Below are 21,163 nucleotides of genomic sequence, written 5' to 3' on the forward strand. Positions count from 1 at the left end.
TTCAAATCACCAATTTGGTAAACACAAAGTGTACCAAGTTGCTGATTATTTGTTATTTTTAGTAAATCAGTTTAAAAAAACTGATACACCAATGTGACAGAAGTTTGAGTATCTAAAGGCTCGTCCAACTCTTGTGGTGAACGATTATGGGTCATATTAAACGACAACTTCATTGCCAAAGAACCATTTATCTTTGCAGCCAAAGACGTTTCTGAAAAAGAACGCGAAAACTCGTCGTCAGTTTCAGTGCTTAAATATTGCCTGAACGTAGCCTTATCATTGAATTTTTTCTCATATTCCATAGCGGCGCGGATTATAACACCAGTTTGATCTAACGCATCAGTATTTTCTTTAGCAATTGATTGCGCATATCCGGGGCCGACACTGTAGGTAAACTCGCTCTCTTCATCTGCCCATAACTGCTCGGTATAACCCACAGCTAAAGCAGCTTGGTATTGATAGGAGTTAAAACGATCATCATCATATTCACCGAATATAAAAAGACGATTTTTAGGGTTTCTGAGTTTGTAATCGGATTGCATCGACACAAACACACTCTGGGCACTGGTCACCAGTTCACTATTTGCACCAATGACTTGCTCGTTTTGTTTATATAAAACCTTGGCAACATATCGATGATGCCATCTCAGCAAGTCTTGTTTAGCATTTAGCTTTCCAGTAATAGTAGTACCAGTCGAATTACCGCTGGCGTAAATTACACCAAATTCTCCATTCATTTCAAAAGAGTCTTGATGTTTAGCGGTGGCATCGCCATGAAAAGGTGCATCAGCTAGAAAAAGTGCCCGCATAACATCAGTACGAGCACTACTAGAAAAGCTGATAAACAGGAGAATTGTGGCGCAAATTAGCTTCATATAACCCAGAGTAAAATGATTTTAGTTCTATTTTTGCGACATTGTATATAATAATGTGACAATATGCAGCACAAAAATAGACTAAAAATCAACCAAATAGTTCCTTAACTTGAGTAAATTAAAGTAACCAATAACGATGTCTGTAAATAGCTACAATGACAAATCTAGTTAATCACAGAAATTATTAAGGACTAAAGATAGACATCATTTGATTGATTTCTTGATTACTAAACGTAATCGCATCCACCAGTAACTCAGCATCTAAATCAACACTCGCAAAAATAACAGGATTGATTTCTTCTTCAGGCTTTCCTGAGTAGTTTGTCGCTAACAAATAAGCTACCTTAGCGGCCACATGCATGATGGCAACCTCTTTGTTTCCCATTGCGTATTCTTCATCATCAATATGCATGATGGTCATTGAAATTTGAGTAGGCAATTGCCAAAGTTGTAAAATCGTTGAACTGCATTGGGGGTAAGTAAAACCTAGGATGTTTTTTTGCAATTCAAATGGCATAACTGAGTGATCTTGAGGTATGCAACTTGCGGCTAGCTCAGGGCTTTCTTTGGTAATCACCAATTCCGCTAAATTATGTAGTAATCCCAATAAAAAGAAACGTTCTGAACCTCTAATTCTAGCTAGTTTTGCTAAATGTTTTGCTAGCAAGCCCGTATATAAACTCTGCCTCCAAAAGCGCTTTAAATCCATATGTTCACTGCTTAGTGAATCGAATGCATCTTTTGCTGTTTCCGCCATAACCAGATTATACAGAGCCTCCCCACCGAGGATGTTGACTGCTTTGGTAATATTATCAACTTGGGAGCGAAATCGAAATAATGGACTATTTGCCAGCTTTAATAATTTGGAGGTAAGTGACGGATCGAGACTAACCAAATTACCGATATCCTCACCATCAGATTGGTGATCATCTAACATTTCACGAATACGCAGACAAATCTCTGGCAAAGCGAATGAGGTGCTGGCTTTTTTTGCGTAATCAATTGCTTGCATAAATATTTTTGAATGTTATGTGATTGCTGGTAGTGGACATTATAGACACTCTGGGTGAATTTTTTGTTTTTTTTTGCCCTCAGAGTGATGGCTATGGATAATTCAAAAAAACACGGCTACCAGTGCTTGTGCAATGATAAAAAGGTTGATATTTATGATGTATGGCGTACGGTATTATTCATAACATTCTGTTAACATGGGGCTTAAAATGGAAGAACTCTCTGGTTTAGATGCTACTTTTCTATTTTTAGAAACTGAAAAAATCCCTATGCATATAGGTGGAGTGTGCATAATCGAAGGTTCGATGAAATTCGAAGAATTTTACGAATTTATCGAAAAACGTATTCACCTAGTATCAAAACTCACCGAGAGACTAGTAACAGTTCCACTAAGTCTCGACAGGCCTTATTGGGTTGAAGACCCCGACTTTGATTTAAGTCAGCATATTAAACGCATCAAGTTACCGGCTCCAGGTTCATGGAAAGAGCTTCGTTATGCTGCCTCCCAACACTTTTCAACTTGTCTTGATAGAAGTAGACCCCTATGGGAATTTATATTTGTTGAAGGTTTAGACAATGTTTCCCAAGTTCCCAAAGGTTCTGTGGCACTCATCACCAAAGTGCATCATTCTGGTTTCGACGGTAAATCAGGGGCAGATCTTATGGCCATGATGTGGGATGTCACACCTGTACCTAGGCCCGTTCCCGCTAAAGTCGCCAAACCTCAAGAAAAAATTCCTGGCCCATTAAACCTAATGGCGCGTAGTGCGTATAACTTAGTCAGTATACCGGGCAAAATACCGGGATTATTATGGAATACCGGCAAAGCTACGTTAAAAGCTAGTTATCTATCCCGTATTCATAAAATTGAGATGCCAACGCTTCCCTTTCGTGCGCCGAAAACGCCATTTAACGGAATCGTCGAACAAGAACGCAAATGGAATTCCGCATTACTCGAGATTGATCGGGTAAAAGCCATACGTAAAGCGGTGGATGGTGCAACTCTAAACGATGTCATTTTGACTATTTGTGGTGGCGCGTTGAGACAATATTTATTGGGCAAAGGTGAATTACCAGATCAACCTTTAGTCGCCATGGTACCTGTATCAACCCGCTCGAAAGATCAGAAGAATGCGATGGGAAATCAAGTGTCTGCCATGTATATACAATTAGCAACAGACCAAGAAGATCCCATAAAACGGTTGGAAAAAATCCATGTGAATACCTTAGTCGGTAAGCTGTACCAAGATGCCATTGATGCAAAAAGTCTAATGGGTTATGCCGACTTAATTCCATTTGGTTTAGCTGGTGTGGCTTCGAGATTTTATACTCGCTCGGCGTTAGCCAAATGGCATAGACCCTTTTTTAATTTGGTGATTACCAACGTACCAGGACCAAACGTTCCCCTTTATATAGGTGGACATAAACTAATTACCAATATGGGGACTGCCCCCATATTTGATGGAATGGGATTAATTATGCCGGTGTTAAGTTACGATGGAACTATCACTATCAGTCCCACTAGTTCCGCAAACTTAATGCCAGACATAGATGTTCTGACTAAATGCATATTAGACTCCGCCAATGAATTGGAAGCTGCCGTGCATACAAAGCAAGAAAAAATGGCTGCGTTTAACGCTTTATTAAATCAGAAGTAATGGGCGCACTAAACAACCAAAGAAGTAGGAAGTTAATATGAACAACGAATTAGCCACATTGCCACACAATCGTCCTAAAAAGCGACATATGCTCACCGAAGGACGCGCGCTATTCGAACTCGGCACTACAAGTCTATTAATGCCGTTGCTAATGCAGGCTCCACGGGGTGACAAACATCCAGTAATGGTGTTACCGGGCTTTTTAGCGACAGATATTTCTACAAAACCTATACGCACTTTCCTTAAAATGAAAGGTTATAAATCCCATGGTTGGGGCTTGGGCCGAAATTTAGGGACTCACATTGTTGGTGGGCGACATATCGTGAGCGACCAACTTCTTAATAAAGTCATAGAGTTACACGTTAAATATGATAAAAAAGTAAGTCTTGTTGGCTGGAGTTTAGGCGGTATTTTAGCAAGAGAAATTGCCCGTGCGATTCCTGATTGTGTACGCCAAGTGATTTCCTTAGGCAGTCCATTTAATGGCCCCCAGGGCTCGGCCCCTGTTGCAGCTAAAATGTTTCAATTGATCAATGGTGATTTAAACGAAAGAGAGCCTCATGCCGCTAAACGTATTATTCCCCCCCCAGAGGTTCCTAGTACCGCAATTTTTTCCCGAAGCGACGGCGTCGCCCATTGGCAGTCATGCATCAATTCAAATGAACATCTTCATTCTTTGTCGGAGAATATCGAAGTAAAAGGGAGTCATATGGGCCTAGGACACAACTCTCAGGTGTTATGGATAGTTGCTAATCGATTAGCGCAAACCGAAGGACAATGGCAGCCATTCAGGCAAAAAACCTTACATAAAATTCTTTACCCAAACCCAGACAGGGCATAAGTTTGACAGAAGTAAACAATAGCGATGAACTTTTCGCGGACGTAAACGGAATTACATTGTGTTATCAGACCTTTGGCGATCCTAAAGGTAAACCTCTTTTATTGATCATGGGTTTAGCCACACAAATGATCCACTGGGATCCCCGGTTCTGCCAAAAATTAGTGGATCAAGGGTATTGGGTAATACGCTTTGATAATCGTGATATTGGCAAGAGTACAATTTTGCATGATCAGAAAAAGCCGACATTCTTTTCAGTGGCAGCGAATCAGTTTTTCGGTAAAAAACTACATGTACCTTATAATTTGCATACCATGGCTAGCGATGCTGTAGCGCTATTAGATCATTTAAATATCTCTACCTGTCACTTAGTTGGTGTGTCTATGGGCGGCATGATTGCCCAGTGCGTTGCTATTGATTACGCAAGTCGAGTTGCCAGTCTAACGTCAATTATGTCTACAACAGGCGATAGAGCCTTACCCAAAGCCAAAAACGCGGTAATTTTGAAGATACTGCAACCGCCACCGAAAGAGCCAAAAGCATTCCTACAATATTCGTTAAAACTGTGGAAAATGCTCCATGGGAAGCACTTCAAATTTGATAAACAAAAAATTTCACTGCTATTACAACATGCCAGAGAACGTTCGTTTAATCCCGATGGTGTGTGGCGACAAACCTGTGCCATATTAGCCTCTCCTGATCGCACCCAAGCTTTGCACTATGTCAAAGTACCCAGCTTAGTGATCCACGGTGATGCCGATCCCCTAGTTCCCGTTGAGTGCGGAATTGCTACTGCGGCTGCATTAGAAAACAGCGAGCTTTTGATTATTAAGGGAATGGGTCACACATTACCTGAAGAAGCTTGGGATCAAATGATTGACAGTATTGTTAAGTTAGCTAATTAAACAAAAATAACTGGGCGTAATGAAGGTCGGTTAATCAAACAGATCCGTTTGTTTGGGTGTTGTAACCGTAGCGTCACTATTTTTCTTACGCTGGGCAATAGACTTACGTCTTTGGCAGGCTTTTATAATGATCCGCTTGGCATAAGGTGTTGCCTGATTCCAGTAAAGCCGCTCATCTCTACTGCGGAAACATCCAGTGCAATAACCGCTTTTCCCAGACTGGCAAACACCAATACAGGGGCTAGGAATATCAAAAAACTCGAGTTGATCCACGATAGTGACTCAATTTCATAAATTCAGATCATTTTCTATAGTTTACACCGTTATTCTTATGTAGGTGAAATACTCATAATTAAGACATGATCTGAATTTATTGAAATGCTTTTACTCTGGATATTGAGAGAATTTAGGTGCTGCTTGTCCGGCTTCGTACCAAGCAAACTTCTCTTCCCAAAATATATTCGCCTGAGGCGTCATATCTGGCACCTCATCTAAGAAGCCCGCTGGGATACACAACAAACTACCATCACGGGTTAAGTAAGGCACTTGTGAACCACATTCAGTACAAAACACATTGCTAAAGCGCACCGCATTTGGCAAATCAAAACGCTTGATTTTGTCTTCGCCACTTTGCCACTTTATATTCTCAGGATCGGTAAAAAGCAGTGACGCAAAAGCTGAACCGGTTTTCTTTTGACAGCGATCACAATGACATTGATAAAAGCGTTTATACGGACCATGAACTTCGCACGTTACCGCACCACACAAACAGCGACCTTTAATTTCTCGCGGCATCATTTTTCCTCTTATATTAGTGTTGCATTAAAAAGTGAATCAGGCTTATCGCTAGCCCTAATTATAGGAATTTACCTGCTGATAAATAGAAAAACCAATAAATACGTCAGACATAAAAAATGCCAGTACGCATAAAGCAGACTGGCATTCTTAATTTCTCTTAGAAAATTACTTTTTCGTTGCTTTTGGATTTGGCAAATCAGTAATACTTCCTTCGAAAATTTCAGAAGCTAAACCAATTGATTCATTTAGGGTTGGGTGAGCATGAATTGTCAAAGCGACATCTTCAGCGTCAGCGCCCATTTCAATGGCTAAACCAATTTCACCTAACATCTCGCCAGCATTGATACCGATAATTGCACCACCGATTACGCGGTTAGATTCTTTTTCAAATATCATTTTAGTCATACCTTCAGTACGACCAGAAGCAATAGCTCGACCTGAGGCAGCCCAAGGGAAAGTGGCAGTTTCATAACTTACACCTTGCTCTTTAGCTTCTTTTTCAGTTAATCCTACCCAAGCAACTTCTGGGTCAGTGTAGGCAACTGAAGGAATACATTTAGGATCGAAGAAGTGTTTCTTACCGGCAATAACTTCTGCAGCCACATGACCTTCATGAACGGCTTTGTGCGCAAGCATAGGTTGACCAACAAGATCACCAATTGCATAGATGTTGCTAACGTTAGTACGCATTTGCTTATCAACGCTAATGAAGCCACGCTCATCTACTTTCACGCCAGCTTTATCGGCAGCGACTAAACCACCATTTGGACGACGTCCAACTGCCACTAATACTTTATCGTATTTAACTGGCTCAGCAGGAGCTTGTTTGCCTTCGAAAGTCACGTACAGACCATCATCTTTGGCTTCAACGGCAGTAACTTTTGTTTGTAGCATAACGTTAAACTTGTTTTTAACGTATTTTTGATAAATTTTGATAACGTCTTTATCAGCTGCTGGAATCAACTGGTCTAAAAACTCTACCACGTCAATTTGAGAACCCAGTGAACGATAAACGGTTCCCATTTCCAAACCAATAATACCGCCACCCAAAACTAGCATTTTTTCTGGGATGTCTTTCATTTCCAAAGCACCCGTTGAATCGATTACTCGATCATCATCGTTTGGAATGAAAGGTAAAGAAACTGGCTCAGAGCCAGCCGCAATAATTGCGTTATCAAAGGTGATGGTAGTTTTACCATCTTTGCCTTCTACTTCAATAGTATTGGAACCGGTAAATTTACCGTAACCTTGCACAAACTTAACTTTGCGCATTTTTGACATGCCTGATAGACCTTTGGTAAGTTGCCCTACTACACTGTCTTTCCAGCCACGTACTTTATCTAAATCGATTTTGGGCTCACCGAACACAACGCCGTGTGAAGCCATTTCTTTTGCATCATCAATCACTTTTGCAACGTGAAGTAACGCTTTAGACGGAATACAGCCTACATTAAGACATACTCCACCTAAGGTGTCTCGGGAGTCAATGATGACTGTTTCTATACCTAAATCGGCAGCTCTAAAAGCTGCGGAATAACCACCAGGTCCTGCACCAAGCACAACCAGTTGAGTTTTAATTTCGCTCATTATGACCTCAAATTTCGAATTCTATTCTGACAGACCTGTAAAATACTACCTTCGCAACAGTATGTTAGCAAAGGAAAGCACGACTAAACACGAAAAATATCAAAAAAGTGCGCTTTAACATAATTTATGTATAAGCGCACTCGTATTGTTGCCTAAAGTAGGATTTGACGAAGATCGGCTAACACATTACCTAAGTGCACTGCAAATCGCGCAGCCACTGCACCATCGATCACACGGTGATCGTATGACAATGATAGCGGTAACATAAGTCTTGGTTCAAAGTCTTTACCATTCCACTTAGGTTTCATCTCACTTTTCGAGACACCTAAAATAGCGACATCAGGAGCATTAACAATAGGCGTAAATGCCGTACCGCCGATACCACCTAAACTAGAGATAGTAAAACAACTACCCTGCATATCTGGACCTTTAAGTTTACCGTCTCTGGCTTTGATACTAATTTCAGTTAGCTCTCGAGATAATTCTACAATGCCTTTTTTATCTACATCTCGAACCACAGGAACAACAAGTCCTCCTGGCGTCTCTACAGCGATACCAATATGGTAATACTTTTTCTGGATAAGTGATTCACCAGACTCAGATAAAGATGTGTTAAATACCGGATAGGCTTTGAGGGCATCAGCCACCGCTTTCATCATAAACACAAGAGGCGTTATTTTAACCCCTAGTTTACGTTTTTCAGCGATAACGTTTTGCTCTTTACGGAATTTTTCTAACTCAGTGATATCCGCTTCTTCAAACTGGGTAACATGTGGAATCGTAACCCAATTACGATGCAGGTTTGGTCCAGAGATTTTCTGGATACGTGTAAGAGGAACTTCTTCCACTTCACCAAACTTAGCAAAGTCTACCTTCGGTGGAGCAAGTACTTGCAGACCACCTGAACCCCCTCCTACTGAAGACCCTGGAGTCATCTTCGGACGTGATAACTCATATTTAACAAACGACTGAACATCTTCTTTTAAAATACGCTTCTTCGGACCACTACCAGTAACCTGAGTTAAATCGACACCAAACTCTCTAGCTAAACGACGTACCGAAGGTGAAGCATGTACTTTACCACTGGACTTCTTGTCGGCTGCTGAAGGGTGATGTGGAACCGGTGGCTTACGGGTATTTTCCGACGCCGCTTGCGTTGGTGCAGCAGGTGCCGCAGCTTTTGGTGCTGGAGCCGGAGCCGCCGCTTTAGGTGCTGACTTTTCCGTAACTTCAAGGGTAATAACTAAACTCCCCTCAGAGACTTTATCGCCAACGCTCAATTCGACACTTTTCACCGTACCGCCTTTTGGAGAAGGCACATCCATAGTCGCCTTATCGGTTTCTAATGTAACCAATCCGGCTTCTGCTTCAATTTCATCACCAGCTGCAACCAATACTTCAATTACTTCAACATCAGTATCGCCACCAATATCAGGGACTTTTACATCAATTACTGAAGTAGTTTCTTCACCAGAATCTGCTTCGGCGCTAGCCGGTGCTTCTGGTGCTGACGCTTCTTGAGCTGGTGCCGTAGCTGGCTCTGACGCAGCTGGTGCAGATTCAGCACTTGGACCTGATGCACTTTGAGTAGCTAATTCAAGAACCAAAGTTCCTTCCGAAACCTTGTCACCTACTTTAATTTTTATAGACTTCACTACACCTGCAACAGGTGAAGGAACGTCCATAGTGGCCTTGTCTGTTTCCAAAGTAATTAAACCAGTTTCGGCATCAATCTCGTCACCTTCAGCAACCAGTACTTCGATAACCTCAACGTCGGTGTCACCACCAATATCAGGCACTTTAACTTCAATCACTTCACTGCTTGAGCTTGCATCAGCTGACGGTTGTTCTGGTGCGCTTTCTGGCGCGGCTTCCTCAGCTGGAGCTGCAGATGAATCACCTTCAGCAGCCAGTTTCATAATCAAAGTGTCTTGGCTGACTTTATCACCAACCTTTACCAGAATATCTGCTACAGAGCCTGCAAACGGAGCAGGAATATCCATACTCGATTTATCACTTTCTACCGTTATTAGCGAAGATTCAGCTTCGACGTCTTCGCCGACAGCAACACAGATCTCTATAACTTCAACTTCTTCACCGCCCACATCGGGGACCAATACATCTTTTAAATCTGACATTTTGAGTCCTCCCAATTACGCGTAAAGTGGATTAAGTTTGTCGCCATCAATGCCAAATTCTTTGATAGCGTCTAGCACAACTTTCTTATCGACATCGCCGGTTTTGCTCAATTCAGTCAGCGCAGCTAGTGCGATAAACTTAGCATCAACTTCAAAGTGATGGCGCAAATTAGGACGACTATCAGAACGACCGAAACCGTCAGTCCCTAGCACTTTGTATTGACCTGGAACAAATGCACGAACTTGGTCAGCATAGTTTTTAACGTAATCAGTAGCCGCAATAGTCGGACCGTCAAATCCTTCTTCAAGCACAGCAGTGATATAAGGCACTTTGGCTTTTTTATCTGGATTAAGCATATTGAAGTGTTCGCAATCTAAACCATCACGAGCCAATTCATTAAACGAGGGAACGCTGAATACTTCAGACGCAACGGAGAACTTATCTTTCAACAATTGTGCAGCTTCACGAACTTGCAACAAAATCGTACCAGAACCAAGCAATTTAACTTTCTTCTTACTCTTCGCTGTGCCGACCTTCTCAAGGGAGTAAATACCTTTGATGATGCCTTCTTCAGCACCTTTAGGCATTTCTGGCTGTGCGTAGTTTTCGTTCATAACGGTTAGGTAATAGAAAACATTTTCATGATTCTCACCCATACGTCGTAAACCATCTTGCACAACCACGGCTACTTCATAACCATAAGTTGGATCGTAAGTTACACAGTTTGGAATCAAAGCCGCTTGAACATGACTGTGTCCATCTTGGTGTTGTAAACCTTCACCATTAAGTGTAGTTCGGCCAGCCGTTCCGCCCACCAAGAAACCTCTTGCTTGACTATCACCGGCAGCCCAAGCCATATCACCCACACGTTGGAAACCAAACATAGAGTAATAGATGTAGACTGGGATCATCGGCAAATTATTAGTTGAATAAGACGTCCCTGCAGCTAACCACGAAGCCATTGCACCTAGTTCGTTAATACCTTCTTGCAAAACCTGACCTTTTTTATCTTCACGATAATAAGCAACTTGGTCAGCATCTTGAGGTACATATTTTTGTCCCTGACTAGAATAAATACCTACTTGACGGAATAAACCTTCCATGCCAAAAGTACGAGCTTCATCTGGAATAATTGGAACAATACGACTACCAACTTGTTTGTCTTTAAGCATAACGGTCAAGACTCGAACGAATGCCATGGTAGTAGAGATTTCACGCTCACCTGAGCCTTTGGTAATAGCTTCGAAAGATTTTAACGGTATTGCAGGTAAATCTTCGGTGCTGTCAGCTAAACGGGTTGGCATATAACCAAACAGTTTTTCTCTACGCTGTCGAAGATAGGTTAACTCTGGGCTATCTTCAGCAAACTTGTAATAAGGCAAGTTTTCTAAATCTTCATCGGCAACCGGAATATTGAAACGATCGCGATATTGGCGAACCGCATCTATGTCCATCTTCTTAACGTTATGGGCAATGTTTTTACCTTCACCAGCTGAACCTAAACCATAACCTTTAACAGTTTTAGCAAGGATAACCTGAGGACGACCTTGAGTTTCGGACGCACGTTTATAAGCGGCATAAACTTTAACTGGGTCATGTCCACCACGATTCAAACGCCAAATATCGTCATCTGACATATTTGAAACCATTTCTTTTAACTCTGGATATTTACCAAAGAAGTTTTCGCGGGTGTATGCGCCACCTTTAGCTTTGTAATTCTGGTATTCACCGTCAACGGTTTCATTCATAAGGTCAAGCAATTTGCCTGAGGTATCGCGGGCCAGAAGTGGATCCCAATAGCGACCCCAAATCACTTTAATCACTTCCCAGCCAGCGCCTCGGAATGTCCCTTCTAATTCTTGGATAATTTTACCATTACCACGAACAGGACCATCAAGACGTTGTAGGTTACAGTTGATTACGAACGTTAAGTTGTCTAAACCTTCACGAGAGGCAAGACCGATAGCACCTAAACTTTCTGGCTCATCCACTTCACCATCACCCATGAAGCACCATACGCGCTGCTCAGAACAATCTTTCAGGCCACGGTTGGTTAAGTATTTTAGGAAACGGGCTAGATAAATGGCTTGCATTGGACCTAAGCCCATAGAAACCGTTGGGAACTGCCAAAAGTCTGGCATCAATTTAGGATGAGGATAAGAAGAAATCCCATTACCATCCACTTCCTGACGGAATCCATCTAACTGATCTTCAGACAAACGTCCTTCGATGTATGCACGGGAATAAATGCCCGGAGAAACGTGTCCCTGAACAAATAAATAGTCGCCGCCGTCTTTTTCGTTAGGTGCGCGGAAAAAGTGGTTAAAACCGACATCGTAAAGCATAGCTGAGGATGCAAAACTTGATATATGGCCACCCAACTCCAAATCTTTCTTAGAGCCACGCAAAACCATCATCATTGCATTCCAACGGATTGCTTGACGAATTTTAGCTTCAATCGTTTGATCCCCAGGCATGGTCGGTTCTTGACCAGCAGGAATGGTGTTTATATAGGCAGTGGTTGCTGTATAAGGCAAGTACGCACCGTTACGGCGGGCCTTTTCGATCAAGCTTTCTAATAAGTAGTGGGCACGTTCTACACCCTCTTCTTCAAGTACTGCGTCTAGAGCTTCTATCCATTCCTGGGTTTCTTGTGGATCCACATCCGGATGCATCATATCAGCCATGGTGCTTTCCTTTAGTTAGTTTAAAGATAAATTTACTGACCGAGAAAATAAAGAATAGTTTATTTTTATATTCTTTTCTTTCAGTTCAGTAAGTAAATTACATAAATTGGCAAACTTAACGTTACCAAAAAGGTTAATTCTGTATTTCAATTCTTCTAAGTGCCCGTTGAATTCTGGTATCTTGTCGATTAATTTCCAACAAAATATCTTCAATGAACGCCAAATGTTCATTGCTTGCTTGCCTAGCTGTTTCCGGGTCACGAGAAACTATGCCAGCCAATATTTTTTCACGTTGTTTATGAATAGTGTCAGTAACATCATCTCTAATTGCCAGCATTTCAAAGTTGGCTTTGATATTTTCCTGCAACATTGACTTTAAACTGCGCATTACATGCACTAACACCAAGTTATGAGAAGCCATTGCCATAGCGAGATAAAACTCTACCAAGGCCTTAGATAAATCAGTTTTGTCTGATTTTTTTGATAGCTCGGAAATAGAAGCAAGTGCGTTTTCTAACTTAACGTAATCTTCTGGTTGGCCTCGCAGCGCAGCATAATAAGCAGCCATGCCTTCTAATGCATGCCGAAATTCCAATAAATCAAATTGAGTTTCTGGTCGCTTAGCGATTAAGTCCAGAAGAGGATCTGTCACCGACGCAGTTAAGTTACGTTTAACAAAGGTGCCTCCACCTTGCTTTCTCATTAATAAACCACGGGCTTCTAAATTTTGAATCGCTTCACGTAAGGACGGTCTAGAAACGGCAAACTTCTCGGCAAGTTCGCGTTCTGAAGGTAACTTTTGCCCAGCTAACAAATGACCATCAATGATCATTGATTCTAGCTGTTCGGTGATCACATCAGAAAGTTTTCGTGACTGTATGCGTTGCATGTTTGCGCGTGCTTCCTCAAAAAGTGTTAGGGCTTGCCATAGTGTTTATTAGCAAAAATATGACATTGCTACACCCACACACTAAAATTGGTAAGACCATTTTACCTAATAGGTTAGACTAGTTGTTTAATTACGTAAACCTTTTACCTGAAAAATTTTTTCAAAGATTCTGTTAAAAAAAGTCGAAAGTTGTTAAACAACCTATTTTTAAAGGCTTTTCATGAATGGTCAGACCATGAAGCCTAAATCCGCCTAAAGTGCAGTTAATTTACCTCAGCCAGCCTGAAAGAGACAACACTGAAATCAAGACCACTAAAAACATCACATTTCGTTTTGCTAAACGAACCAAAGTACATGGTTCTTCAGTATAGTCTTCTTTATTATTTTCGACCTCTTCTGCGGCATTTGCCACCTTGCATAAAATAACTTTAGGGTGAACGCCAACATCAAATAAATACTTCAACCAAATGGGCATGGCTCTAGAAAAGTGCCCCATCAGCAACAACCCTAAAGCCGTCACTCGTACTGGAATCCAATCCAGAACAGCCATTATTTGTTGGGCTATAGTCAATTCTGTCTGAAACTCATTTTTGTATGCCTCTGTTATGCCTCTTGCTAATACATACAACACTGCTCCTGCAGGGCCAAGTATGGCAAACCAAATAATAACTGCGGCATAATGCTGGTAGTTTAACCACACTAACTCTTGGCCAAACGAACCTGGGCTATCGCCGCTGTGACCTAATTGATCGGCGTACATTGAACAGGCTTGGAAATCTCCTCGATTAGCCGCTTGCAGATAACATTTATATATCTCCCTTAATTTCGGGCAGCCTATACATACCATTAAAATAGCGGTATCTAGAATCAGACGAAATAATGTGCTTTCAACACTGTTTAACAAGACCAGCAGGATAAGCGCGGGAAGAATCACAACCGCTAAGAAGGTGGCGCTAGAGATATCCTCAGAGAAGATCTTCTTACCCGTTAAAAAGCGTTGGTATATGCCGGTATAGAAACTTTCTTGCCAATATTTAGTTTGGGTGGCTACACGTTCTGCCATTAAAACCACAATCAAGCTAATTAATGTCATGGAACTTCCTTCTATTTATTATATTTATTTAAAACCCAGTTGCTTGCATCAAACCCGTCGACCACAGCTTTATCCAGTTTTTGAAAAACGCAGCTGCTGTCTATATCGGGCCCAGTCAAAACTCACGCCGGGGTCGGTTTTTCGCCCCGGGGCAATGTCATTGTGACCGACTATGCGAGAAAGATTAATTAAGGGATATTGCTTAACAATTACATTAGTTACATTAACTAACGCTGCGTACTGCTCTTCACTATATGCGCTATTATCTGTTCCTTCCAATTCAATGCCAATGGAAAAGTCATTGCATCTGGTACGACCTTGAAAGGCAGAGACCCCAGCGTGCCAAGCGCGCTGTTCAAAACCCACAAACTGGATAATTTGGCCATCTCTACGAATTAACAAATGAGCAGACACGCGTATTTGATATATTTGTTCAAAAAATGGATGAAGGTGAGGCTGAAGTTTACCGCCAAAAAAGTCTAAAATATGTGAGCCACCGAACTCACCGGGTGGCAATGATATATTGTGGATTACCAAGAGGCTGATATCATTAGCCTCTGGTCTACAATCAAAATGTTCACATTCAGAACGTTTAACCGAGTTAAGCCAACCCGCGTGTATTTGCAATCCGGTGTCTGAGACCATATATAAAAATAGCCGTTAATATAGAAGCGATAAAAACAAGCAGCATAGCAGGGTATAGAATGGAACAAAATCAATCGCCAGCGGAAAACGCCACAAAAATAGGAAAATGGATGTTTTTCGCTTTTTGGATAGTTGGCCTTCTGCTACTGTCGTTGTTTTTTGGTGATCGATTAGAAAAGCAAAAAAATCCCAATCAGAATCCCCAAAGTCAGCTAACAAACGGGGCTGTTGAGGTAAAACTGAAGCGTAACCGTATGGGCCATTACGTGGCCAGTGGTTTAATTAACGGTCAACCTGTTACCTTTTTATTGGACACAGGAGCAACTAACGTCTCTGTTCCAGCGCACATTGCCGATGAATTAGGTTTAGTGGGTGGTGCTAGATATACAGTATCCACAGCCAATGGCAATGTCACTGTGGCACAGACCAATATACAACAACTTGATTTAGGTTCAATCCGCATAAACGACGTTCGTGCCAGTATCAATCCCGGCATGTTAAGTGATGAAATACTCTTAGGTATGAGCGTACTCAAACAGTTAGAATTTACTCAACGTGGTGATTGGTTAATACTGCGACATTAATAAACAAAAAATAGATTACCTCTGGGCTAATCTGCCATTACTTTACTTGTGACTTACATATGAATCAAAACGCAATACAAAATGATGTTGAGCGAGCGCTTAACGAAGACTTAAATGGCTTAGGCCCAATAGATGGTGATATTACTGCTGCATTAATTGGTGATGATGTCATCGCAAAAGCATCCATTCTAACTCGAGAAAACTGCATTATATGCGGCATACAGTGGGCCACTGAAACCTTTAGACAAGTTAACCCAGACATTACAGTCAATTGGTTAGTGGCCGACGGAGATGTGTGTGAGGCCAATCAAATATTCTGTGAGCTCTCCGGATCTGCCCGCTCCATACTAACCGCTGAGCGTACTGCGCTTAATTTTTTACAAACATTATCTGGCACCGCAACCACAGCTAAGACTTACGTCGATTTACTTGCTGGTAGCGGGATTACTTTATTAGACACACGTAAAACCATACCCGGTATGCGCATGGCGCAAAAATATGCCGTGACCTGTGGTGGTGCTGAGAATCATCGTATTGGTCTATTTGATGCTTTCCTTATAAAGGAAAACCACATACTTGCTTGTGGATCTATTGCCAATGCTGTGAAACAGGCTCGTGAAAACATGCCTAAAGCAAAAGTGGAAGTCGAAGTAGAAAGTCTTGATGAGCTTAAACAGGCAATAGATGCAAGAGCAGATATTGTAATGTTGGACAATTTTGATCATGAAATGCTTAGTCAAGCAGTATTGATCAATAAAAAAACAGTAAAATTGGAAGTTTCCGGCAATATAACCCAAGAAAAATTACATAATTTACGGGGTATAGGTATAGATTTTGTGTCATCAGGGGCATTAACCAAGGATGTCAAGTCAATTGATTTATCATTAAGAATCAATTAGTTATCTATTTTAAGACTGTAATTTTGTTTGATGAAAGAGACTTGAGTATGTTTCTACATACTTGTCAGTAAGCAATCTCGTTCTATACTGATTATGAATTCAACGAGGACGCCATCAAACGCAAACGTTGTTGTGGCAACAAACAACTTAACTAACTAATTTACAGTAACTTAAATCGCACTAAATGGTGCAGGAGATAAATACCATGAAAATGACTCAAATGACTAACAACAAAGGTTTTACACTAATTGAATTGATGATCGTTGTAGCGATTATCGGTATTCTTGCAGCCATCGCTTTACCAGCTTACCAAGGCTATACGCAAAAAGCGAAATTTACCGAAGTAACCAATGCAACAGCAGCAGCGAAATCAGCGGTTGAAGTATGTGCACAGGTTAACAATGGTTTAGGTGATTGTGACGGTGGTTCAAATGGTATCCCTGATAATGTTGCGGTATCTGCAGATGATGTAGGTCTAACGACTACTGACGGTACTATCGTAACTGCCGGTAAAACGGGCACTGATTTAGATGGTAAAACATATACCTTAACTGCTGCATATGCGGCTGGCAAGGTAACTTGGACTCCATCTTGTAGTGATGCAACACTTTGTTAATACATAGCTAAGCAAATAATATTTAAAGCCCAGGTTATCTGGGCTTTTTTGTCTAAACAGATAGATCAATAGGGTTTAACGATGGCTAAAACAGCAGAAATGTATACCTGGATTGGAGTCGATAAAAAGGGCCATAATCGCAAAGGCGAAATAAGTGCCATTTCTTTATCTGAAGCGAAGAATATGCTACGCCGCCAAGGTGTTTCTGCCACTAAAGTCAAGAAGCTCGCCAAGCCACTATTTGGTAGAAAAGACAAAGTTTCCGCTCAAGATATTTGTGTGTTATCTCGACAAATCGCAACTATGTTGGGGGCTGGAGTAAGTTTGATTCAGACTATCGATATGATTGCCCAAGGCCATGCAAAACAGAGTATGCGCAGAATGCTTACGGAGATTGCCGATGAAGTCAAAGCCGGTAATCCGTTATCCAGTGCGCTGCGCAAACACCCTGACCAATTTGAAGACCTATATTGTGACTTAGTGGAAACCGGCGAACAATCCGGTGCCTTGGAAACAATCTATGATCGTATCGCGACTTATAAAGAAAAAGCCGAAGCATTAAAATCAAAAATCAAAAAAGCGATGTTCTATCCCATCGCCGTAGTGGTGGTAGCCTTTATTGTAACCACCATCCTATTAATATTTGTAGTACCGCAGTTTCAAGAAATATTCAGTAGCTTTGGAGCTGAATTACCCGCTTTTACATTATTTGTATTAGCTATTTCCCAATTTGTGCAAGATTTTGGCATTTTCATCGCAGCAGGCACAGCGATTGCCGCGGTTTTATTTATGCGCGCCCACAAAAAGTCAAAAAACTTACAAGATAAAGTGGATAAACTCATTCTCAAAATACCTATTATTGGTGAGATTCTAAAAAAAGCGTCAATTGCTCGATTTACCCGTACTCTTGCCACCACCTTTGCGGCGGGTGTGCCATTGATTGGCGCATTAGATTCTGCTGCAGGTGCATCAGGTAATGCGGTGTTTCGTGATGCCATATTATTTATTAAGCGGGAAGTGGCAGGGGGTATGCAAATGAATACGGCCATGCGAGCTACCGGCACCTTTCCTGACATGGTCACGCAGATGATTGCCATTGGTGAAGAATCTGGCGCGGTGGACGATATGTTAAGTAAAATAGCCACCATATATGAAGCGGAAGTTGATGATATGGTTGATGGCTTAACCAGTTTGTTAGAACCAATGATCATGGCTGTACTAGGGGTTGTCATTGGTGGCTTGATTGTGGCTATGTATTTACCCATCTTCCAAATGGGTAATGTGGTTTAGTAAAAGTACCAATCACGTTATATAATTAGCACTATGATTGCCAGAAAGGTTTCTACCTCAACACTTTTCTGGCAAGCTTAGAAAAAATATTTTTCACTTTAACAAAGAACCCACATATGCCAGCGATGTTTGAGCTATTAGCCGATTCTCCCATTTTTTTTATTAGTTTCGTTTTTATTATCAGTTTATTGGTAGGTAGCTTTTTAAATGTGGTTATTTATCGTCTTCCCGTAATGATGGAACGCAGCTGGAAACAAGAATATCAACAATATTTCCAGCCTGAGACATCAGAACAAACGACTACAGACACATTCAATTTAGTTAAACCAGATTCTACCTGTCCGAAATGTCAGCATAAAATAAGAGCGTGGGAGAATATCCCTGTAATTAGCTGGTTATTTCTGAAAGGAAAATGCTCTCAATGTAACAATCCAATTTCAATTCGCTACCCTGCTGTTGAGCTTTTCACAGCTTTAACGAGTATGGCCATTGCATGGCACTTCGGATTTGGTTGGCAAGCGGCCGCCGCGGTTTTATTTACATGGTGCTTGGTTGCCTTAATATTTATTGATATCGATAAAATGTTGTTACCTGACCAAATCACTCTGCCCATTTTATGGCTAGGGCTGATTTTGAGTACCATGAACATTTTTGTCAGCCCAACAGATGCCATTATTGGCGCGGCAGCGGGTTACTTGAGCTTGTGGAGCGTGTATTGGTTATTCAAATTGCTCACCGGCAAAGAAGGGATGGGCTATGGTGATTTTAAATTATTAGCCGCTTTAGGTGCATGGGTGGGTTGGCAGTATCTTCCAATTATCATTCTGCTCTCTTCGTTGGTCGGCGCAGTTATAGGGATTAGCTATTTATTAATTAAGGGAAAAGACAAAGGCAGTCATATTCCCTTCGGCCCGTATTTAGCAATAGCGGGTTGGCTAACATTAATATATGGCGAAGATATAGCTAACTGGTATTGGGGATGGGCTTTAGCATGAGCGATTATGTAGTGGGGTTAACAGGTGGTATAGGCAGTGGCAAAACAGCAGTTTCTGACACGTTTGCCGACTTAGGAATTGATGTTATCGATGCTGATATATTGGCTCGTGAAGTAGTTGAACCGGGTAGTCCGGCACTCCACGTTATCGCGAAAAAGTTTGGTGATAAATCTTTGTTAGCAGATGGCAATTTAAATCGACAATATATTCGAGAGATCGTATTTTCAGACCCCTTGCTGAAAACCTGGCTAGATAATCTACTCCATCCGATGATCCGCAAAAATATGCAACGTCAATTAAAACAAGCAAAATCCCCCTATTGTATTCTCGCCGTGCCTTTATTAATCGAAAATAGCATGATGGCGATGGTTAACCGAGTTTTGGTTGTGGATGTTGACGAAGAGGTGCAGTTACAGCGAGCAGCGAATAGAGATCAGCAATCTAGCCAACAAATCAAAAATATAATGGCTAATCAGGTCTCCCGTGAAGTACGCTTAAGCCATGCTGACGATGTGATTGATAACAATGGATCTGTGGATAATTTAAAAAAACAAGTTGAACAATTGCACCAACAATATTTACTGCAGACTACCAATCAAATCGCGCTAGTTTAACCAGGATTTAAGCCAATAATCAATTTTGCTAGAACAAGCATCTAACAACAGACAAAAATATGTTATGTTGTCCTCCTAACTACCGCTTTACAGATTAAAAACACCTATTGCTAAAATTTTGAGGGTTGTTTGATTTACAACTTTATTATCTTGGGGTTGAAATCTGATGCGTTTTGCGGTGTAGTTCCCTTTATAATAATCATTCAATAGTCAGTTCTAACTATTTTGATTTTGCTTTTTAAGAACAATAAGTCTTCCGTCTGCGTATAGATTCTTTAGGATAATTAATGTCATTAGCTGTTTATGAGTTTCCATTAAACGAAAAAGTCAGGACCTATTTACGTCTTGAACAGTTGTTTATTCAACTCAAACAAAGCGCAAAAGCCCAAGAAGATTGGCAATTTATGAGCTTTTTTGAGGCTCTATTTACCCTACTTGATCTCTTAGAGCGACTGGATATTCGCAGTGACATTTTAAAAGATATTGAAGTTCACGAAAAAAACCTAGTGTATTGGTCACAGCATCCGAAAATTGATTCAGAAGCACTGCAAGCTGCACTGCAAAAAATACTCCGTCTTAGAGATCAACTCAAACACTCGAAAAAAATAGGCGCGACACTCAAAGAAGATAAATTTCTAAGCTCAATTAGACAACGCTTTTCCATTCCAGGTGGTACCTGCAGTTTTGACCTGCCAAATTTACACTACTGGATTAAACAGCCGCTGGAGCTGATCCGCAATGATATTAATAATTGGCTAAAAGAGTTCGATTTAATTAATGAAGCCATAGATATTACCTTAGCTTTTTTACGTGAAAGAGGACGTTTTACTGGGATCACTGCTGAAAATGGTTTTTATCAAGGGATAGCCGATGATAAGAGTGAGTTAATTCGAATCCAAAGTGTCACTGATGAAGGCTATTACCCCATGTTAAGTGGCAACAAATACCGTTATGCGATTCGATTTATGCTGTTTACTGCAAATGAAAATGGCAGTAGCCAAGTGACTGATTCCATTCCATTTAAAATTGCCAGTTGTTAG

General features: G+C 41.1%; 20 protein-coding genes. 10 read left to right on the forward strand and 10 right to left on the reverse strand.

The window, feature by feature from the left end; translation table 11 throughout:
• Nucleotides 1-71 precede the first annotated feature (71 nt).
• A complete protein-coding gene (locus AB6T38_RS17715; RefSeq protein ID WP_372548563.1) occupies nucleotides 72-875 on the reverse strand; it encodes a YdiY family protein in 804 nt (267 codons plus the stop codon).
• Between the two features lie 184 nt (nucleotides 876-1,059).
• On the reverse strand, nucleotides 1,060-1,887 hold the full coding sequence (locus tag AB6T38_RS17720) for an HDOD domain-containing protein (protein ID WP_372548564.1): 828 nt from the start codon (nucleotides 1,885-1,887) through the stop codon (nucleotides 1,060-1,062).
• Nucleotides 1,888-2,095: 208 nt separating this feature from the next.
• On the opposite strand from AB6T38_RS17720, the gene AB6T38_RS17725 reads away from it, so the two are divergent.
• From AB6T38_RS17725 to AB6T38_RS17735, 3 genes are read left to right on the forward strand one after another with little or no spacing between them, the layout of a single operon-like run.
• Complete coding sequence (locus AB6T38_RS17725) at nucleotides 2,096-3,544, forward strand: wax ester/triacylglycerol synthase family O-acyltransferase (protein ID WP_372548565.1); 1,449 nt, start codon at nucleotides 2,096-2,098, stop codon at nucleotides 3,542-3,544.
• A gap of 37 nt (nucleotides 3,545-3,581) precedes the next feature.
• The gene (locus tag AB6T38_RS17730) at nucleotides 3,582-4,385 is read left to right on the forward strand and encodes a hypothetical protein (protein ID WP_372548566.1); all 804 of its coding nucleotides are present in this window, start codon (nucleotides 3,582-3,584) and stop codon (nucleotides 4,383-4,385) included.
• A gap of 2 nt (nucleotides 4,386-4,387) precedes the next feature.
• Complete coding sequence (locus tag AB6T38_RS17735) at nucleotides 4,388-5,287, forward strand: alpha/beta fold hydrolase (protein WP_372548567.1); 900 nt, start codon at nucleotides 4,388-4,390, stop codon at nucleotides 5,285-5,287.
• A 30-nt stretch (nucleotides 5,288-5,317) separates the two neighbouring features.
• Here the strand turns inward: AB6T38_RS17735 and AB6T38_RS17740 are convergent, their stop codons facing one another.
• The 8 genes from AB6T38_RS17740 to ampD form a co-directional block, all read right to left on the reverse strand.
• On the reverse strand, nucleotides 5,318-5,560 hold the full coding sequence (locus AB6T38_RS17740) for a DUF1289 domain-containing protein (protein ID WP_372548568.1): 243 nt from the start codon (nucleotides 5,558-5,560) through the stop codon (nucleotides 5,318-5,320).
• Between the two features lie 111 nt (nucleotides 5,561-5,671).
• A complete protein-coding gene (locus AB6T38_RS17745; protein WP_372548569.1) occupies nucleotides 5,672-6,085 on the reverse strand; it encodes a GFA family protein in 414 nt (137 codons plus the stop codon).
• Nucleotides 6,086-6,250: 165 nt separating this feature from the next.
• Nucleotides 6,251-7,672, reverse strand: coding sequence for a dihydrolipoyl dehydrogenase (gene lpdA, locus AB6T38_RS17750; RefSeq protein ID WP_372548570.1), 1,422 nt, complete (start codon nucleotides 7,670-7,672; stop codon nucleotides 6,251-6,253).
• 152 nt (nucleotides 7,673-7,824) lie between these two features.
• Entirely contained in the window at nucleotides 7,825-9,810 is a 1,986-nt protein-coding gene (gene aceF, locus AB6T38_RS17755) for a dihydrolipoyllysine-residue acetyltransferase (RefSeq protein ID WP_372548571.1), read from the reverse strand.
• 15 nt (nucleotides 9,811-9,825) lie between these two features.
• Entirely contained in the window at nucleotides 9,826-12,498 is a 2,673-nt protein-coding gene (gene aceE, locus AB6T38_RS17760; protein WP_372548572.1) for a pyruvate dehydrogenase (acetyl-transferring), homodimeric type, read from the reverse strand.
• Between the two features lie 133 nt (nucleotides 12,499-12,631).
• Complete coding sequence (gene pdhR / locus AB6T38_RS17765) at nucleotides 12,632-13,387, reverse strand: pyruvate dehydrogenase complex transcriptional repressor PdhR (RefSeq protein WP_372548573.1); 756 nt, start codon at nucleotides 13,385-13,387, stop codon at nucleotides 12,632-12,634.
• A 268-nt stretch (nucleotides 13,388-13,655) separates the two neighbouring features.
• Nucleotides 13,656-14,480 (reverse strand): beta-lactamase regulator AmpE, encoded by an 825-nt coding sequence (gene ampE, locus AB6T38_RS17770; protein ID WP_372548574.1) that lies wholly within the window; start codon nucleotides 14,478-14,480, stop codon nucleotides 13,656-13,658.
• Between the two features lie 69 nt (nucleotides 14,481-14,549).
• On the reverse strand, nucleotides 14,550-15,125 hold the full coding sequence (gene ampD / locus AB6T38_RS17775) for a 1,6-anhydro-N-acetylmuramyl-L-alanine amidase AmpD (RefSeq protein WP_372548575.1): 576 nt from the start codon (nucleotides 15,123-15,125) through the stop codon (nucleotides 14,550-14,552).
• Between the two features lie 59 nt (nucleotides 15,126-15,184).
• Between ampD and AB6T38_RS17780 the strand changes: the two genes are divergently transcribed.
• The 7 genes from AB6T38_RS17780 to zapD all read left to right on the forward strand — a co-directional run bounded on the left by AB6T38_RS17780 (nucleotide 15,185) and on the right by zapD (nucleotide 21,163).
• Nucleotides 15,185-15,709 carry a TIGR02281 family clan AA aspartic protease gene (locus AB6T38_RS17780; protein WP_372548576.1) on the forward strand — a complete coding sequence of 175 codons (525 nt, stop codon included), beginning with the start codon at nucleotides 15,185-15,187 and terminating at the stop codon, nucleotides 15,707-15,709.
• 59 nt (nucleotides 15,710-15,768) lie between these two features.
• Nucleotides 15,769-16,608: a carboxylating nicotinate-nucleotide diphosphorylase gene (gene nadC / locus AB6T38_RS17785; RefSeq protein ID WP_372548577.1), complete on the forward strand. Its 840-nt coding sequence runs from the start codon at nucleotides 15,769-15,771 to the stop codon at nucleotides 16,606-16,608.
• A gap of 205 nt (nucleotides 16,609-16,813) precedes the next feature.
• Nucleotides 16,814-17,224 carry a prepilin-type N-terminal cleavage/methylation domain-containing protein gene (locus AB6T38_RS17790; RefSeq protein ID WP_372548578.1) on the forward strand — a complete coding sequence of 137 codons (411 nt, stop codon included), beginning with the start codon at nucleotides 16,814-16,816 and terminating at the stop codon, nucleotides 17,222-17,224.
• A gap of 81 nt (nucleotides 17,225-17,305) precedes the next feature.
• A complete protein-coding gene (locus tag AB6T38_RS17795; RefSeq protein ID WP_372548579.1) occupies nucleotides 17,306-18,514 on the forward strand; it encodes a type II secretion system F family protein in 1,209 nt (402 codons plus the stop codon).
• Between the two features lie 116 nt (nucleotides 18,515-18,630).
• Complete coding sequence (locus AB6T38_RS17800) at nucleotides 18,631-19,509, forward strand: A24 family peptidase (RefSeq protein WP_372548580.1); 879 nt, start codon at nucleotides 18,631-18,633, stop codon at nucleotides 19,507-19,509.
• Complete coding sequence (gene coaE / locus AB6T38_RS17805; protein ID WP_372548581.1) at nucleotides 19,506-20,123, forward strand: dephospho-CoA kinase; 618 nt, start codon at nucleotides 19,506-19,508, stop codon at nucleotides 20,121-20,123. Before AB6T38_RS17800 ends, coaE begins: the two co-directional genes overlap by 4 nt.
• 287 nt (nucleotides 20,124-20,410) lie before the next feature.
• On the forward strand, nucleotides 20,411-21,163 hold the full coding sequence (gene zapD, locus AB6T38_RS17810) for a cell division protein ZapD (RefSeq protein ID WP_372548582.1): 753 nt from the start codon (nucleotides 20,411-20,413) through the stop codon (nucleotides 21,161-21,163).

This window comes from Aliiglaciecola sp. SL4, from assembly GCF_041538045.1.
Lineage (GTDB): Bacteria > Pseudomonadota > Gammaproteobacteria > Enterobacterales > Alteromonadaceae > Aliiglaciecola.